The following is a 13,994-nucleotide window of genomic DNA, read 5'->3' on the forward strand; positions in this document are numbered from 1 at the left end:
CAGATGTCCACATCGGGCTCGTCGCCCATCGTCACCATCATGGGATGCGTGATCGTCGCGATCCGCGATGATCTCGACGACCGTGAGGTCCTCATGTTGCAGGATCAACTCGTCGAGGAGGTCGCGCGGGTCAAAGCCCGCGGCGTCATCATCGACATCGCCAGTCTGGAGATCGTCGATACCTTTGCCGGCCGCATGCTCGGCTCGATGGCGCAAATGGCTCATATGATGAATGCCCGTACGATCGTCGTCGGCATGCGTCCGGCCGTCGCCATGACGCTGGTTGAACTCGGTATGACGCTTGACGGTGTGGAAACGGCGCTGAATGCCGACCGCGCGATGAGCCTCATTCTCGGCAGGCGGATCAAGCCTTCTTGACTGACGAAAGCTGGACCGTCGCGCTCGTGCGCCAGAGCGATGTCGCATTCGCGCGCCAGGTCGCGATGAAGGCGATGACGGCGATCGGTGCCAGCGCGATCAAAAAGACCAAGTTCGTGACCGCGGTGTCGGAGATCGCCCGCAACGCCGTGATCTATGGCCATGGCGGCGCCATTACCTTTCGCGTTGTCGGAATTGGTTTGCATCGCAGCGTCGTCGGCGAATGCACCGATCGCGGGCCCGGGATTGCCGATATGCAGCTCGCACTGAAGGACGGTTACACCACCGGCTCGGGTCTTGGCCTTGGCCTCAGTGGTGCTCGCCGCCTGGTCGACCGCTTCGACATCATTTCCTCGGCCGAGTCCGGCACCACCGTGACGTTGGAGAGTGCGGCACGATGATCTCGCTGCCGGTGACAGAGGCAAGCCAGGTGGGAGCAGCCCGGCGCCGCGCGGTGCAGGAGGGCGCCGCCGTCGGTCTGTCGCAGGATGCCTGCGACAGGCTGGCCCTGATCGTCACCGAGGCCGGCACCAATCTCGTGCGCCATGCCCGCGAGGGCGAGATCATCCTGGCCCGTCATGAGGAGGGGCAGGGCAGGGGCATCGACGTGATCGCCGTGGATTCCGGCCCTGGCGTCGGCGATGTCGCCGCGGCGCTGACCGACGGCTATACGACGGCCGTCGCCGGGGAGCGCGGCATCGGCGGCGGTCTCGGCGCCATCCGGCGGCTGTCGGATGTGTTCGATCTCCATTCCGATGCCAAGGGCACCACCGTTCTGGCCGCGGTTGCGGAAGGTCCGTCACCGATCGCGCAGCCGACCGAAGCCGCAGGACTCATCGTCTGCAAGCCCGGCTTCGAGCAGGGCGGTGACGCGCATGCCATGCGTAGCGAAGATGACGCCACGCTGCTGCTTTTGATGGATGTTCTGGGACATGGGCCGGCGGCTGCGTCCGAGGCGGTCCGGGGTATCACCGCCTTCCGCAAGGCGGCCGGCCGCTCTCTGGAGGAAACTGAGGCTCTCGTCTCCGTCGGCCTCGAAGGCGGACGCGGTGCCGCGACGCTTCTGATCGAGCTGCCACACGGTCCCGGGCGGCTGCGAGCTGTCGGTCTCGGGAATGTGAAGGGCGAGATCGTTCGGGCCAATGGCGAGCGCTTCGGCATACCTTCGACGCCGGGTATTGCTGGCAATACGACCCGCCGGCCCCGGCCGACGGAGCATGATTGGCCGGCAGGCGCGACGTTGATCCTGTCGACGGACGGACTGCGCAGCGCTGGACGTGATCCCGACCCGGCCGCGCTGTTCTCGCGTCTGCCCTTGACCGTGGCGGCAACGCTCTACAAACGCAGGCGGAGAGGCACCGACGATAGCGGTGTTCTGGTCGCGCGGGGACCGCTGTGAAGACGATCGTCACCTCGGTCCGCATCGAGCGGGACACCGATGTCGCCCATACGCGGCGTACCGCACGGCTGACGGCCAAAGCAGCCGGCGCCGCCGTACGGGACCAGATCCGCTTTGCGACGGCCGTATCGGAAATCGCCCGCAACGCCCTGCAATATGCCGGCGGCGGTGTTGCAGAATTCGCCTTCGATGACGATGGCAAGGTGACCGCGCTGGTGGTGCGGGTGCAGGACAAAGGCCCCGGCATACCCAATGTCGAGAACATCCTGCGCAGCCGCCACCAGTCGCATACCGGTCTCGGCCTCGGCCTGTCCGGCTCTCGCAAGCTGGTCGACGCCTTTGACCTGACGACCGGTGCAGGCGGCACCGTCGCGACGCTGTCGCTATTCCTCGATGCGCCTGCGGACCCGACGACGCTGGCGCGGGCGTCGGCCGATACGCTCGTCGAAGCCGCCCAGGGCAATCCCCTGGAAGAATTGGCCGAGCAGAACCGCGCGCTGCGTGACTCCCTGGCCGAGCAGGAGTTCCTGCTGCGCGAGCTGCATCACCGCACCAAGAACAATCTCGCTATCATCCAGTCGCTGGCGATGATGCAGGCGCGGCAGGTGAAGTCGCCCGAGGCGGCGGATGCTCTGGCGGCTCTGACCGGCCGGATCCAGGCCTTCGCCAATGCCCACAACTACCTTCATCGCGCCGCCGACGTCAGCAGCATCGACCTCGTCCAGCATCTGTCCGGCCTGGTCGAGCGGCTGACCGCTGCCTTCGGCACCGATCAGATCGAGATCAGAAGTACGGTCGAACCGGGTTCAGTCGATTTTGAGTCGGCGACCGAAATTGGCCTCATCGTCAACGAACTCGTCACCAATGCCGTGAAGCACGCCTTTGAACGTGGCGCCCGGCGCGGCTGTATCGAGATCAGGGGGCATCGCAGCAACGCCGGGCTGATGATCCAGGTGTCCGATGATGGACCCGGCCTGGAAAATGCCGAGACGGTGCTGCGCCAGTCCCGCTCGCTCGGCTGGCGGATTGTCGAGGGCAGTGCGCGCAAGCTGAATGCCACACTGGAAGCCGATGGCTCGGACGGCCTGACCGTGACGCTGACGATCCCGACCTAGCGCGGTTCCGTGTTCGCCGTGAATGCTCTAAGGCCACTAGCTACGTAGACGCTAGACCGCGCCGGACGACAGTTCCGCCCGGCGCAGGCTGGTATGATCAGCGCACGACGTAGACCACCTGGCGGGTCGCCGGCTCGACCAGCACGGGCTGACCGTTCACATAGACATAGTCATAGTCGTAATCCGGGATCGTCTGGAGCTCGACGGTGTCGGGCAGGCGCGATCCGACCACCGCTTCGCCTTCCAGGTAGACCGGTTCCACCGCATTGCCGCGGACATAGGTCACGACGGTGTCCGACGGCACCACGGCGGCGCCGGCCGTTCCGCGGACGATCGTGCCGGCGACAGGTCGCTCGACGACGACCGTACCGCCTGCAGGCGCCTCCTCGTAGACGACCGCTGGCGTCTCGAAACCCGCACCGCCCTCTGCGATCACGACCCGGGAGCCGGAGACGTCGGCGGTCAGATAGTCGCCGTAGGCCCAGCCGGAGATGCCGCCGGCATCGACCTCGCACCATTTGCTGCCCTGGATGCAGCCGCGCAGCGTGGCCGCTCCGTCGGCGGCGATCACTGCGACAACCGGATAGGACGGTCCGGGTCCTGAGCGCACATTGAGGTCGGTGGTGGCGGCGACGACCGTCTGGGCCGATGCGGCTCCGCTCACGAGGCCGAGCAGGGCGGCGCCGGCCGCGGCAGTCAGCAAGCTCTTCATGTCTGCAACTCCTGTGCATGACCCTTCGAGCGTCAGAATGGCAGTGAGGCGGCTTGCGTTCCCCACAGCACCACGCTGGAGCGCAGAGTATGGAGCGTCGAACCGGTGATGGAAAGCGCGGCGCGCACCTCCGCTCCCGATCGTCCCGCCATGGTAACCATTTGAGCTAAAACTTGCGGGGATGCTGTTTTGGAAGGGCGGAACCGGATGGGGTTTTCGGCGATTAGTCGGGCAACGAACCGCCACGATCGCAATCGAACCCAACGAGCACTCCCATGTCCGTCAGGCTCCTCGTCGCCGCTGCGTCCCTGTCCGCCGTCATTGCCGGCGCCGCCTATGCCAGCAGTGACACGTCCGCTACCCAGGCCTCGGCGCAGGCCGCTACCGTCCAGACGATCAACACTGAACCGGCTTCACCCGTGGCATCGGATCGCATTCTGCCGATCCAGACCGCGTCGACGGCAACGGCCGCCTCGGCGGATCCAGAGGGCGAACCCGCGATCCGGCATGTCCGCCAGGTTGGCCCGTCCTTCTTTCCGGATCACTGAACCTCGGCAGGGCGACGCCGAGCGCCTATATCTGTGGCAAAGCCCGGGCTGCCGGATGTCAGAGGAGAGTTGCCATGGACGTGAAGACCTATCCCGTCAGTCACACGGAAGAGGAATGGCGCAGCATCCTGACGCCGGAGCAGTACCAGGTGATGCGCGCCCACGGGACCGAACGGCCGGGAAGTTGCGCGCTGCTGCATGAAAAGCGCGCCGGCACCTTTACATGTGCGGCCTGCGATCAGCCGCTGTTCCAGGGTGGCAAGAAGTTCGAGAGCGGCACGGGCTGGCCGAGCTTCAACACGCCTGTCGAAGGCTCCGTCGGCACGACGGTCGACCGCAGCTACGGCATGGTGCGCACCGAGGTTCACTGCAACCGCTGCGGCAGCCATCTCGGACATGTCTTCGATGACGGGCCGCCGCCCACCTATCTGCGCTACTGCATCAATGGGGTCGCGCTGAACTTCCAGCCCGAAGCCGCCTGAGCGCGGCTACGCCGTGGATCGAAGGGAAGGGCCGGTGCCGCACCGGCCCTTTCTGCCTTTTAGATCGAACGGATCCTCCGCTCGATCGCCTTTGCTTCCGCCTCGTCGACCTCGACGGCCTGGCTGCTGTCGTCCGGCAGGCCGGGTCCGGTCTGGCTGATCGTCTCGTTCCGGGGCCGCGCATTCGGACCTGTCGAGATCGAGGCGGGCCCGCTCTGCCCCGTCGGCTTGTCGTCGCTGCTGTTGCTCATTGTCGTGCTCTCCCTTCTGGAGCGAAGGAAACGCTTCGAGTGGCGGTTTGGCTTCGTAGCTCTTAGTCTCTCAACCGGTGCGCTGCGGAGAAGGCGCCTACGAACTGCGGTGCGGCCTCCGCCACGGCGGCCAGCGAGTAGCCACCCTCCTGCACGATCACTGTCGGGCGCCCAAGCGCTCCCAGCACTGTGCCGATCCGCGCGAAGGCATCCGTCGTCACCGCGAGCTTCGACAGCGGATCGTCGCGATGCGCATCCCAGCCGGCGGAAAGCACGATGGCCTCGGCGTCGAAGCGGTCCGCGGCTTCGGCGAGCGTCCTCACCGCCTCGACGAAGGCAGCGTCGTCGCTTCCGGGCGCGAGCGGCAGATTGAGGTTGCACCCTTCGCCATCCCCGATCCCACGCTCCTCGGCATAACCAGCGAAATGGGGATAGTAGTTGGCGGGATCGGTATGGGTGGAGCCGAAGAAGACGTCTCCCCGTGCATAGAAGATCGCCTGCGTGCCGTCGCCGTGATGTGTGTCGAAGTCGAGGATCGCGACACGACCAAACCGGCTGCGCAGGCGCTCGGCGGCAATGGCCGCATTGTTAAGAAAACAGAAACCGGACGCGCGATCGACATAGGCGTGGTGGCCGGGTGGTCGGCACAGCGCGAAGCTCGATGCTGCGCCGGACAGCACGGCATCCGCCGCCGCGATGGCGGACTGCGCCGAGGCGTAAGCGGCGGCAAACGTCTGCGCCGTCATGGCACAGGACATGTCGCCGATATACCAGCCGGCCTGGCCGAGGATGCCGTTGGTCCGCGGCGCCCCGCGCGCGGAAAATCCGGACGCGTGCGAGGCATAGGGGTGCACGTTCGGCAGGACCTCCGGCCCGCCATTCGGCAGGGCCTGGAAGCGCTCGTGGGCAGAGGCAAGGAAATCCAGATAATGCGACGCATGGACGGCAGCGATCGCGTCTAAGCCGGCATCGCCCGGCTCCTCGGCATCAAGGCCGAGGCCGCCGAGCGCCTTGATCAGCGTCTCGCCGCGGTTGGCATTCTCCAGCGGGGAAACGATCCGCCCATGCACGAGATACTGCGTCGGCTGGTGCAACAGCTGGTTCGGCGAGAAGAACAGGCGCATGGGAAGATCACCATTGAGCGAAGCAAGCGACGGTGTTGTAGACGTGCGAGCGGAAGCCTGACGAGAGGAAATCGCGCTCCCCTCGCCGCGCTGCTTCAGGCGGAGCGAGCCGCGCCGAGGCGCCTTACTTCGACTGCTGCTGGTCCGGCAGAGCCTGCGGCGGGATGACCGGTGTCGTGCCCGGATTGGGATCGGGCGCCGGTGCCTGGATGTCAGTATCGCTGGATGGCGGCGGCGTCAGCACACCGTTGCAGTCCGACAGCTGGCCGGACAAGCTCTGATCGGCCGCCTGACCCTCCGGCCGAGCGGCACAAGGGTCGCTCGGGTTGCCGGTCGTCCCTGTATCAGGCGCCGGCACCTCCGGAACGGGGCTCGGAACCGGCGTCGGCTGTGCCTCCTGCGCGAACGCGGAGCCGCTCGAAACGAGCAGCGCCAGTCCGACCGCAGCCGGCAGCATTCGGATCGTGACCATGTCAGCTCCTCCTCAAGGTCGCTCTGGTCCTAACGTCCGTGCGCCGCCTTCGCTCCGTCGAGCAGGAGCCTGTTACGTATGTGACTGCCGATCGCTCGGCAGCCACCGATCGGGCGATCCGTCGCCGGAGGGCTTCGCCGACCTGTGATGACAGCGGCGTCAGGCCGGCTGCCAGGCGACAGCCAGTTCCTCGCGGAAGGCGAAGCGCTCGAGATGGCGGACCACCACCTCCTGGAGCCGGTCCATCTCCTCGCTTCCCGGCGCATCGAGGGTGAGTGTAAGCCGTGCGTCGTCCGCGGCCAGCCGGCAGCTGCCGAACGGAAAGTCGATCGAGCCGGCTGCCGGATCGAAACTTACTGGCAGCTTGTGAGCGAAATGCTTGCAGAGCTGCTGCAGGTAGCGGCTGGCCTGCGCCGTCTCGACCACGGCGGTGCTGCGGAGGGGTACTGCGGTGGTCTCGGTCATCGGCTGCGCTCCACGGCCTGTGCGGCCGCGTCGAGCGCCGCGGCGATCGCTTCCGCTGCGGCCGGTTCGAGGTTGCCCTCGCGCAGCCGCAGACGCAGGGCGAGCTTCAGGTTCTCCATGGCGCGTAGCACCGGTGCCGGCACGCCGTGCCGACCATGCCGCGGCCCGTCCTCATCTCCGGCTCCGCGTGCCAGCAGCTCGTCCGCCGCGGCCCGGTTGGCGGCCAGGAAGGCCTTGCCCTCCTCGGTGACGACGTAGCGTTTGCGGTTGCCGGGTTCGGGCTCGACGGAGGCGTAGCCCATGTCCTCCAGCCAGGAGAGGGTCGGATACACAACGCCCGGGCTCGGGCTGTAGCTGCCGGCGAAGCGCTCCTCGATCGCCTTGATCAGCTCGTAGCCGTGGCAGGGCTGCTCCTCCAGCATGGCGAGGAGCAGAAGGCGCAGATCGCCATAGTCGAACAGGCGTCCGCCGCGGCCGCGGCCACGCCGCTCGTCGTGTGAGCCATGACCGGGTCCATCGCCGCCCGGGCGGTGGTGCGGTCCCCGGAAGCCGCGTCCGGCGCCGCGCATGCGCGGGTCGTCACGATGGTCATGTGTTTCGGGAAGGGTGAAGGCGCGGCCCCAGCCGCCATCAAATCGGTGTCTCATGAGCAACGATATAGATCAAGATATATCGTAAATCAAGATGTATCGAGATATAGCTCGCGACGGCCCGTTCGGCACGACAAGCGCGAAGGCGCATAGGTCGCATTGGTGGTGATGCGTCAGGCTGCTGCAGGACCGCCACCGATCTCGGGAGAGGCGTTCGGAGGCCGTCTCGCGAAGGAAGGGAGCCGGTCACACGTGCGCGCATGGCTTCATCGGCCGCGGCTTTGTCATCCAAAATTCATCTGGAGATCAGGAAATATCAACGACGGCCGGCGAGCATGCCCACGAACTGGCTGGCCAAGGCGCATGCGTACATCCCTGATGAAGCTCGAGAACGTCGCGTCCTTCTACGCGACCCTGTCGATACTGGCCGCGACGGCGGTTCTGTCGGTTATGCAGATGCTTCAGGATGGCGGGCATCACGCGCTGATCTCCTCCAGCCTGGTCATCCTGAGCGCAGCCGGCGCCGCGATCCTGGTGCGGGCGCGTCTCGTGCTGGCTGCCCGCATCCAGTCCGGCGAGCGCGCCGAACAGGAGCGCCTGCGCCTCCTCGACAGCGATGCGTTGACCGGTTCGCTGTCGCGGCGCGCCTTCATCGCACGGCTGCGCACTGCCGCCGCGCCCGAAACCGGCGGTCGAGCCTTGCTGATGCTGTTCGACATCGACCACTTCAAGGCGGTGAATGACGGCTTCGGCCATGCCGTCGGCGATCAGGTGCTGGTGCACACGATCGACGTGGCACGGCGGTGCTTTCCGGGAGGGGAGATCGGCCGCCTGGGCGGCGACGAGTTCGCGATCCTCCTGACGAGCTGCGACCGCGACGAAGGTCTGGAGCTGGCGGCTCGATTTCTGGCGGAGCTGCGGCACCCCAGAGCGATCGGCGGCCGCCAGCTGAGTGTCGGCTGCTCCATCGGACTGGCCGTCGCGCCGGATGATGCCGCGTTCGTTGACGACCTCATCGTCTGCGCCGATCTCGCCCTGTACGAGAGCAAGCGGCGGGGGCGGGGCTGCGCGACTGCTTTCGACGCATCCATGCTGAAGGACCAGAAGCAGCGCCGCTTCATCGAACGCGAGTTGCGCGCGGCGATCCTGATGGACGAGCTGGAGCTGCATTATCAGCCGCTGACCAACGCGAAGGGCGACATCCTGGGCGTCGAGGCGCTGCTGCGCTGGCGCCATCCCTTGCGCGGCATGATCCCGCCCGGCGAGTTCATCGGTATCGCCGAGCAGTCCACGCTGATCGATATGCTGGGCGAATGGGTGATGCGGCGCGCCGTCCGGGATGCGCCGTGGCTGCCGGCCGGCTCGATCGCGATCAACATCTCTGGCGCGCAGCTGAAGCGCGACGAGATCGTCGCCATGGTGACCGACGTTCTGGCCGAGGCGCGGTGCCCGGCTGAGCGCTTCACCTTCGAGATCACCGAAAGCGTTGCGGTCGCGGTGACGTCGCAGGTCTTCGCCCGCCTTCAAGCCTTGCGGAACCTCGGCCTGCGCATGGCGCTCGATGATTTCGGCACCGGCAATTGCGGCTTCACATCCCTGCGCTCGCTCCCCGTCGATGCGATCAAGATCGACCGCAGCTACATCCAGTGGATCGACTGCGATGCCGTCGCGTCGGTGGTCGTCTCGTCACTCGCCTCCATCGGCCGGCTGCAGGGGCTGGAGATCGTCGCGGAAGGGATCGAAACGGAAGAGCATCTGATGCTGGCGAAAGCGGCGGGATGCACGGTCTTCCAGGGCTTTCTGCTCGGCCGCCCGGCGCCGCTATCCCATTACATACGCCGGGCAACAGAGACGCCCGTGCACAGGCTTGCCGGCTGAGGCGGCGCGTTCCTCGCCATACCGCCACGCGCTCACAAATCGAGCTGGCCGAAAAATAATTCGGCACCTCATGGATGGATCTGCCGGCCTCGTCCGTACATGAGGCATGAGCACGCAAAAGCGCGACATCGACGTCATCGGGCTGCTGGGGCCGCTGCGCCGCTATGCTCTGTCGCTGACGCGTGATCCGGCCGAAGCCGAGGACCTCGTCCACGACGCGCTGCTGCGCGCGCTGGAAGGGCGTAGCCGCTTCCGCCAGGGCCAGAGCCTCCGGCCGTGGCTGATGTCGATCCTCCACAACAGCTTCATCGACCGGCTGCGCACCCGCCGCGCCGAGGCCGTCCGCAATGCCGAGATCAGCCTGCGCGTCGAGCCGGCCATCGATGCCGGCCAGGACAACGCCATGCGGCTCGCCGATGTGCGCCGCGCCTTCATGGCGCTGCCGGACGAGCAGCGCGCCGCGCTCCACCTCGTCACCGTCGAAGGCCTCTCCTACGAGGAGGCCGCCGTCTCGCTTGGCATACCCGTCGGAACGGTCGTCTCCCGGATCTCGCGCGCCAGGACGCTGCTGCGCGAGATGGAGGAGGGAACCGTGCCCAACAACGTCGTCCGCCTGCCGGGAAAGGAAAGCCGCGATGCAAGCTGATCCGATCACCGATGCCGACCTGACCGCCTATGTCGATGGGCAGCTGGAGCTGGCCCGCCGCGTCGAAGTCGAGGCGTATCTCTCCACCCATGCCGGCGAGGCGATGCAGGTGATGGCCGATCTTCGCCTTCGCAACGAATTGCGTGCGGCGCTGCTCGCCGCGCCGCTGCCGATCAGCGTACGCACGGGCGAGGCGGCGAGCCGCCTGGAGCGAAGCCTGAAGCGGCGTGTGGTGGTGCGGCGCGTTGCCCGCGCAGCGGTGCTCGTCCTTCTGCTCGGCGCGGGATGGTTTGCCCATGACGAGTTCAACGCGCTCAGCGTGCGCTCGAGCGTCGCGGCCGCGCCGCCGCCCGCCTTCGTCGCCGATGCCATCCGCTCGCATCGCACGAGCGAGATCCGGGCCGACATGTCGTCGCAAGTGGAGAGCGCGGCCTATGATCCGGCGGAAATCCTGTCGGCGACGGCGATCCGCATCCCCGCGCTGCCGAAGGACTGGAAGGTTCGGGACGTGCAGGTTTTCCCCTCGACCTTCGGACCGAGCCTGGAAGTCTCGATCGCTGCGCCCGATGCTGCAGACCTCTCCCTCTTCGCCGTCCGTCCGGGATCGTTCGACGTCCTGCGCGCGGCGACGGCGAGCGACGGCGATACGACCGCCGCTTACTGGCAGGTCGGCGAGGTCGCCTATGCGCTTGTCGGGCGCAACGTCGCCGCCTCGACGCTGCGGCAGGATGCCGTGCGCATCGAGGAAAGCCTCCACTGAACGCCGGCATCGTCGGCAGCCGTGACGATGCCCTACCATTTCCATCTTCCTCCAAGGAGACGAAACAGATGAACACGCCCTTCCGCGGCTTCGGCGTAGAGGCCGCTCCCGCACGCTCACAGGCCCTTTTCGACGAAGGCCTGCGCCAGCACATGCTGCGCGTCTACAACTACATGGGCATCGGCCTTGCCATTACCGGCATCGTCGCCTTTGCCGTGGCAAGCACGCCGGCCCTGTACGTGCCGATCTTCACGACCCCGCTGAAGTGGGTGGTTATGCTGGCGCCGCTCGCTTTCGTGATGTTCCTGTCGATCCGGATCGAACGCGTGTCCTTCGGCACGGCGCAGATGCTGTTCTGGGCCTTCTGCGCCATCATGGGCCTGTCGATGGCCTCGATCTTCCTGGTCTTCACCGGCGACAGCATCGCGCGCACCTTCTTCATCACCGCGAGCGTCTTCGGCGTCATGAGCCTCTACGGCTACACGACCAAGCGCGACCTGTCAGCGATGGGCTCGTTCCTGATCATGGGCCTCATCGGCGTCGTGCTGGCGAGCCTCGTGAACCTGTTCCTGCAGTCGAGCGCCCTGCAGTTCGCGGTTTCGGTCGTCGGCGTCCTCGTCTTCACCGGCCTGACCGCCTGGGACACGCAGCGCATCAAGGAGGAGTACTCCGAGCATTATGATGCCGAGTCGGCTGGAAAGATCGCCGTCATGAGCGCGTTGTCGCTCTACCTGAACTTCATCAACCTCTTTCAGCTGCTGCTGAACCTGACCGGCCAGCGCGAAGAGTAAGGGGGTCGGCAGCGGCGCCGGGCTCGCATTGTGAGGATTTCGACATGAACCATGACGAACAGAACCTGATCCGCGATCTTTTCGGCAAACTCAGCGAGGCCGAGCGCAGCGCTCCGCCGCGCGACGCCGAGGCCGATCGGTTCATCCAGGAGAGCGTCGCCCGCCAGCCAGGCGCGCCCTACTACATGGCGCAGACGATCATCATCCAGGAACAGGCGCTGGAGGCGGCGCAGGCTCGTATCCAGGAGCTGGAGTCGCAGGCGAGCCGCGGCTCGGGCGGCGGTATCTTCGGCTCGCTCTTCGGTGGCGGCGCCCAGGCGGCGAGGACCCCTCAGCGTCGGCCCGCTCCCGGCGGCTATGGCCAGTCGGCCGGCTATGGCGAGCCGCAGCGCTCCGGCCCGTGGAGCAACGCCGCGCCGGGTGCCTATGGCCAAGGCGGCTATGGCCAGGGCGGCTTTGGACGGCAGGGCGGCGGCTTTCTCGCCGGCGCGGCGCAGACAGCCATGGGCGTCGCAGGCGGCGTGATGCTCGGCTCGATGCTGTCGAACCTGTTCACCGGCGATGAAACTGCGGCCGGTGAAACGGCGGGGGCGACCGAGACCGCGGCGGCTGAGACCGATCAGGCCGCGCAGGCCGAGCCGGCCAGCTTCGAGGATGACGGCGGCGCTGACTTCGGCGGTGATTTCGAGGACATCTGAGCCTTGAGCCGCAGGTCGTCACCCGGGCTTGTTTGACGCCGGCCGCCTCGTCTGCGCTTCAGCAGGAACAGACTCTCGGACGGCCCGCCAGCAGTCAGATGCTGGCGGGCCGTTCTTTGTTTTATGCGGGTTTCGCCGGGCGGCCGTGACCGTCGTCCAGCCTGGGCAGGAACCAGGCCAGCAGGCCGGCCAGCGGCAGGAACGAACACAGACGGTAGACCATCTCGATGCCGTAGCTGTCGGCCAGGCTGCCGAGGATCGCCGCGGCGATCCCGCCGAGGCCGAAGTTGAGGCCATAGAACAGGCCGCCGATCAGGCCGATGCGGTTCGGCAGCAGTTCCATGGCGTAGATCAGGATCGACGCGAAGGCGCTCGCCATGATCAGGTTGATCGTGACCGTCAGGACGCCGGTCCAGAACAGATCGGCATAGGGGAGGATCAGCGTCAGCGGCAGCGGCCCGAGCACCGAGATCCAGATCACCCGGTAGCGCCCGATGCGGTCGCCGACGATGCCGCCGACGAGCGCGCCGACGGCCGACGCGAGCAGGAAGATGAACAGCATCATCTGCGAGGCCGGGATCGTCAGGCCGAAGCGGTCGATGAGATAGAAGGTATAGAAGGAGCGGAAGCTCTCGATATAGGCGTTCTTGGAGAACATCAGCAGCGTCAGTACGATAAGACCGACGGCGATGGTCATGGCCCCGTGCCGGCGCAGGTCGGCGTCCTGCGCGGCTTTCGACGCCCTGACGGCCGAGAAGTGCCGACTCATCTCCGCCTGCTGCCGGCCGATCCAGGCCAGGAGGATCATCGCCGTGAGCGCCAGGGCCGTGAACCAGGCGAGGCTCGGCTGCCCCATCGGGACGATCACCGCCGCCGCGCAGATCGGGCCGAGCGCCCCGCCGGCCTGGCCGCCGACCTGGAAGATGCCCTGTGCCAAGCCCTGACGGCCGCCCGCGGCATAGCGCGCCATGCGCGTCGCCTCCGGATGGAAGATCGAAGACCCGATGCCGATCAGGGCGACGGCGCAAAGAATGAACGCGTAACTCGATGCGAAGGCGAGAGCGAGAAGTCCGGAGAAGGTGAATACCATCCCCGCAACGGGCGAATAGGGCGCCGGCCGCCGGTCGGTGTAGGAGCCGACAAGCGGCTGCAGCAGCGATCCCGCGATCTGGAAGGTCAGCGTGATCAGACCGATCTGCTTGAAGTCGAGATCGTAGCTGCGCTGGATGATCGGATAGATCGCCGGGATCAGCGATTGCATCAGGTCGTTCAGAAGGTGTGCGGTGCCAAGAATGACTAGAACGCTTAAGTAGGTCTTGGGCCTGGCATGCAGAGCTGCGGCAGTGTTCATGCTTTCACATCCATTCCGCCGACATGCGCATCGTGAGCCGACCCCCTGAGGGGCCCGCTCTTCCGGAGCGGTCCGGATGTGATCCCGCCAGCTTGGCGAGAGGCCATTTCACGGAACCGGCGCGACATCAAGCGGCGCCTGGCCACTACAGGTCATCGCAGCAACTACCGCTGCGCCAGCCTGAATACCGCAACGGCTCGAAAGGGGCCGAGAGGATCAGGCGTTCAGCTGCGTTGAGGGTCGCGAGGGGCATAGCCGCGGCGCGGGCGAAGCTGACCTCTCCGGCACGATCGTCGCGGCGAGGCGGCAGCGCTATGCCTTTCTCATCGGAGAC

General features: G+C 66.6%; 18 protein-coding genes. 11 read left to right on the forward strand and 7 right to left on the reverse strand.

The features are described from left to right. Positions 1 to 3: 3 nt before the first annotated feature. From C0R46_RS02810 to C0R46_RS02825, 4 genes are read left to right on the forward strand one after another with little or no spacing between them, the layout of a single operon-like run. Positions 4 to 378 (forward strand): STAS domain-containing protein, encoded by a 375-nt coding sequence (locus C0R46_RS02810; RefSeq protein WP_102958579.1) that lies wholly within the window; start codon positions 4 to 6, stop codon positions 376 to 378. Between the two features lie 26 nt (positions 379 to 404). Beyond that, on the forward strand, positions 405 to 779 hold the full coding sequence (locus tag C0R46_RS02815; protein ID WP_198598219.1) for an ATP-binding protein: 375 nt from the start codon (positions 405 to 407) through the stop codon (positions 777 to 779). Beyond that, on the forward strand, positions 776 to 1,777 hold the full coding sequence (locus tag C0R46_RS02820; RefSeq protein WP_102958047.1) for an ATP-binding protein: 1,002 nt from the start codon (positions 776 to 778) through the stop codon (positions 1,775 to 1,777). Before C0R46_RS02815 ends, C0R46_RS02820 begins: the two co-directional genes overlap by 4 nt. Continuing rightward, complete coding sequence (locus tag C0R46_RS02825) at positions 1,774 to 2,892, forward strand: sensor histidine kinase (protein WP_102958048.1); 1,119 nt, start codon at positions 1,774 to 1,776, stop codon at positions 2,890 to 2,892. Before C0R46_RS02820 ends, C0R46_RS02825 begins: the two co-directional genes overlap by 4 nt. A 97-nt stretch (positions 2,893 to 2,989) precedes the next feature. Here C0R46_RS02825 and C0R46_RS02830 read toward each other — a convergent pair whose 3' ends face one another. Next, complete coding sequence (locus C0R46_RS02830; RefSeq protein WP_102958049.1) at positions 2,990 to 3,604, reverse strand: DUF1236 domain-containing protein; 615 nt, start codon at positions 3,602 to 3,604, stop codon at positions 2,990 to 2,992. 275 nt (positions 3,605 to 3,879) lie between these two features. On the opposite strand from C0R46_RS02830, the gene C0R46_RS02835 reads away from it, so the two are divergent. Together C0R46_RS02835 and msrB are read left to right on the forward strand one after the other, a co-directional pair. Further along, positions 3,880 to 4,152 (forward strand): hypothetical protein, encoded by a 273-nt coding sequence (locus C0R46_RS02835; RefSeq protein WP_102958050.1) that lies wholly within the window; start codon positions 3,880 to 3,882, stop codon positions 4,150 to 4,152. Positions 4,153 to 4,226: 74 nt separating this feature from the next. Then, a complete protein-coding gene (gene msrB / locus C0R46_RS02840; RefSeq protein WP_102958051.1) occupies positions 4,227 to 4,634 on the forward strand; it encodes a peptide-methionine (R)-S-oxide reductase MsrB in 408 nt (135 codons plus the stop codon). A 59-nt stretch (positions 4,635 to 4,693) separates the two neighbouring features. Here msrB and C0R46_RS02845 read toward each other — a convergent pair whose 3' ends face one another. From C0R46_RS02845 to C0R46_RS02865, 5 genes are all read right to left on the reverse strand, one after another. Further along, positions 4,694 to 4,885 carry a hypothetical protein gene (locus tag C0R46_RS02845; protein WP_102958052.1) on the reverse strand — a complete coding sequence of 64 codons (192 nt, stop codon included), beginning with the start codon at positions 4,883 to 4,885 and terminating at the stop codon, positions 4,694 to 4,696. A 62-nt stretch (positions 4,886 to 4,947) separates the two neighbouring features. Next, positions 4,948 to 6,009 carry a histone deacetylase family protein gene (locus tag C0R46_RS02850; protein ID WP_102958053.1) on the reverse strand — a complete coding sequence of 354 codons (1,062 nt, stop codon included), beginning with the start codon at positions 6,007 to 6,009 and terminating at the stop codon, positions 4,948 to 4,950. 124 nt (positions 6,010 to 6,133) lie between these two features. Beyond that, on the reverse strand, positions 6,134 to 6,481 hold the full coding sequence (locus C0R46_RS02855) for a hypothetical protein (protein ID WP_102958054.1): 348 nt from the start codon (positions 6,479 to 6,481) through the stop codon (positions 6,134 to 6,136). Between the two features lie 159 nt (positions 6,482 to 6,640). Next, positions 6,641 to 6,946 (reverse strand): DUF2218 domain-containing protein, encoded by a 306-nt coding sequence (locus C0R46_RS02860; protein WP_102958055.1) that lies wholly within the window; start codon positions 6,944 to 6,946, stop codon positions 6,641 to 6,643. Further along, positions 6,943 to 7,593, reverse strand: coding sequence for a PadR family transcriptional regulator (locus tag C0R46_RS02865; RefSeq protein WP_245413387.1), 651 nt, complete (start codon positions 7,591 to 7,593; stop codon positions 6,943 to 6,945). The genes C0R46_RS02860 and C0R46_RS02865 overlap by 4 nt, the downstream gene beginning before the upstream one ends. A gap of 306 nt (positions 7,594 to 7,899) precedes the next feature. Between C0R46_RS02865 and C0R46_RS02870 the strand changes: the two genes are divergently transcribed. From C0R46_RS02870 to C0R46_RS02890, 5 genes are all read left to right on the forward strand, one after another. Continuing rightward, complete coding sequence (locus C0R46_RS02870; protein ID WP_198598220.1) at positions 7,900 to 9,414, forward strand: putative bifunctional diguanylate cyclase/phosphodiesterase; 1,515 nt, start codon at positions 7,900 to 7,902, stop codon at positions 9,412 to 9,414. A 106-nt stretch (positions 9,415 to 9,520) separates the two neighbouring features. Further along, entirely contained in the window at positions 9,521 to 10,060 is a 540-nt protein-coding gene (locus tag C0R46_RS02875) for a sigma-70 family RNA polymerase sigma factor (protein WP_102958058.1), read from the forward strand. Further along, a complete protein-coding gene (locus C0R46_RS02880; RefSeq protein ID WP_102958059.1) occupies positions 10,050 to 10,820 on the forward strand; it encodes an anti-sigma factor family protein in 771 nt (256 codons plus the stop codon). The genes C0R46_RS02875 and C0R46_RS02880 overlap by 11 nt, the downstream gene beginning before the upstream one ends. 68 nt (positions 10,821 to 10,888) lie before the next feature. Further along, entirely contained in the window at positions 10,889 to 11,611 is a 723-nt protein-coding gene (locus tag C0R46_RS02885; RefSeq protein ID WP_102958060.1) for a Bax inhibitor-1/YccA family protein, read from the forward strand. Positions 11,612 to 11,655: 44 nt separating this feature from the next. Next, positions 11,656 to 12,309: a DUF2076 domain-containing protein gene (locus C0R46_RS02890; protein ID WP_102958061.1), complete on the forward strand. Its 654-nt coding sequence runs from the start codon at positions 11,656 to 11,658 to the stop codon at positions 12,307 to 12,309. A 121-nt stretch (positions 12,310 to 12,430) separates the two neighbouring features. On the opposite strand, the gene C0R46_RS02895 is transcribed toward C0R46_RS02890, so the two are convergent. Then, positions 12,431 to 13,660 (reverse strand): MFS transporter, encoded by a 1,230-nt coding sequence (locus tag C0R46_RS02895; RefSeq protein WP_102958062.1) that lies wholly within the window; start codon positions 13,658 to 13,660, stop codon positions 12,431 to 12,433. Between the last annotated feature and the right edge of the window lie 334 nt (positions 13,661 to 13,994).

Source organism: Mangrovicella endophytica (genome assembly GCF_002893625.1).
Lineage (GTDB): Bacteria > Pseudomonadota > Alphaproteobacteria > Rhizobiales > Rhizobiaceae > Mangrovicella > Mangrovicella endophytica.

Excerpts from the sequence above, each read along its gene's own strand:
- C0R46_RS02850 (WP_102958053.1), bottom strand. The coding sequence starts at position 6,009 with ATGCGCCTGTTCTTCTCGCCGAACCAGCTGTTGCACCAGCCGACGCAG.
- C0R46_RS02810 (WP_102958579.1), top strand. The coding sequence starts at position 4 with ATGTCCACATCGGGCTCGTCGCCCATCGTCACCATCATGGGATGCGTG.
- C0R46_RS02870 (WP_198598220.1), top strand. The coding sequence starts at position 7,900 with ATGCGTACATCCCTGATGAAGCTCGAGAACGTCGCGTCCTTCTACGCG.
- C0R46_RS02860 (WP_102958055.1), bottom strand. The coding sequence starts at position 6,946 with ATGACCGAGACCACCGCAGTACCCCTCCGCAGCACCGCCGTGGTCGAG.
- C0R46_RS02855 (WP_102958054.1), bottom strand. The coding sequence starts at position 6,481 with ATGGTCACGATCCGAATGCTGCCGGCTGCGGTCGGACTGGCGCTGCTC.
- C0R46_RS02885 (WP_102958060.1), top strand. The coding sequence starts at position 10,889 with ATGAACACGCCCTTCCGCGGCTTCGGCGTAGAGGCCGCTCCCGCACGC.
- C0R46_RS02890 (WP_102958061.1), top strand. The coding sequence starts at position 11,656 with ATGAACCATGACGAACAGAACCTGATCCGCGATCTTTTCGGCAAACTC.
- C0R46_RS02820 (WP_102958047.1), top strand. The coding sequence starts at position 776 with ATGATCTCGCTGCCGGTGACAGAGGCAAGCCAGGTGGGAGCAGCCCGG.
- C0R46_RS02895 (WP_102958062.1), bottom strand. The coding sequence starts at position 13,660 with ATGAACACTGCCGCAGCTCTGCATGCCAGGCCCAAGACCTACTTAAGC.
- msrB (WP_102958051.1), top strand. The coding sequence starts at position 4,227 with ATGGACGTGAAGACCTATCCCGTCAGTCACACGGAAGAGGAATGGCGC.
- C0R46_RS02875 (WP_102958058.1), top strand. The coding sequence starts at position 9,521 with ATGAGCACGCAAAAGCGCGACATCGACGTCATCGGGCTGCTGGGGCCG.
- C0R46_RS02830 (WP_102958049.1), bottom strand. The coding sequence starts at position 3,604 with ATGAAGAGCTTGCTGACTGCCGCGGCCGGCGCCGCCCTGCTCGGCCTC.
- C0R46_RS02835 (WP_102958050.1), top strand. The coding sequence starts at position 3,880 with ATGTCCGTCAGGCTCCTCGTCGCCGCTGCGTCCCTGTCCGCCGTCATT.
- C0R46_RS02865 (WP_245413387.1), bottom strand. The coding sequence starts at position 7,593 with ATGAGACACCGATTTGATGGCGGCTGGGGCCGCGCCTTCACCCTTCCC.
- C0R46_RS02845 (WP_102958052.1), bottom strand. The coding sequence starts at position 4,885 with ATGAGCAACAGCAGCGACGACAAGCCGACGGGGCAGAGCGGGCCCGCC.
- C0R46_RS02880 (WP_102958059.1), top strand. The coding sequence starts at position 10,050 with ATGCAAGCTGATCCGATCACCGATGCCGACCTGACCGCCTATGTCGAT.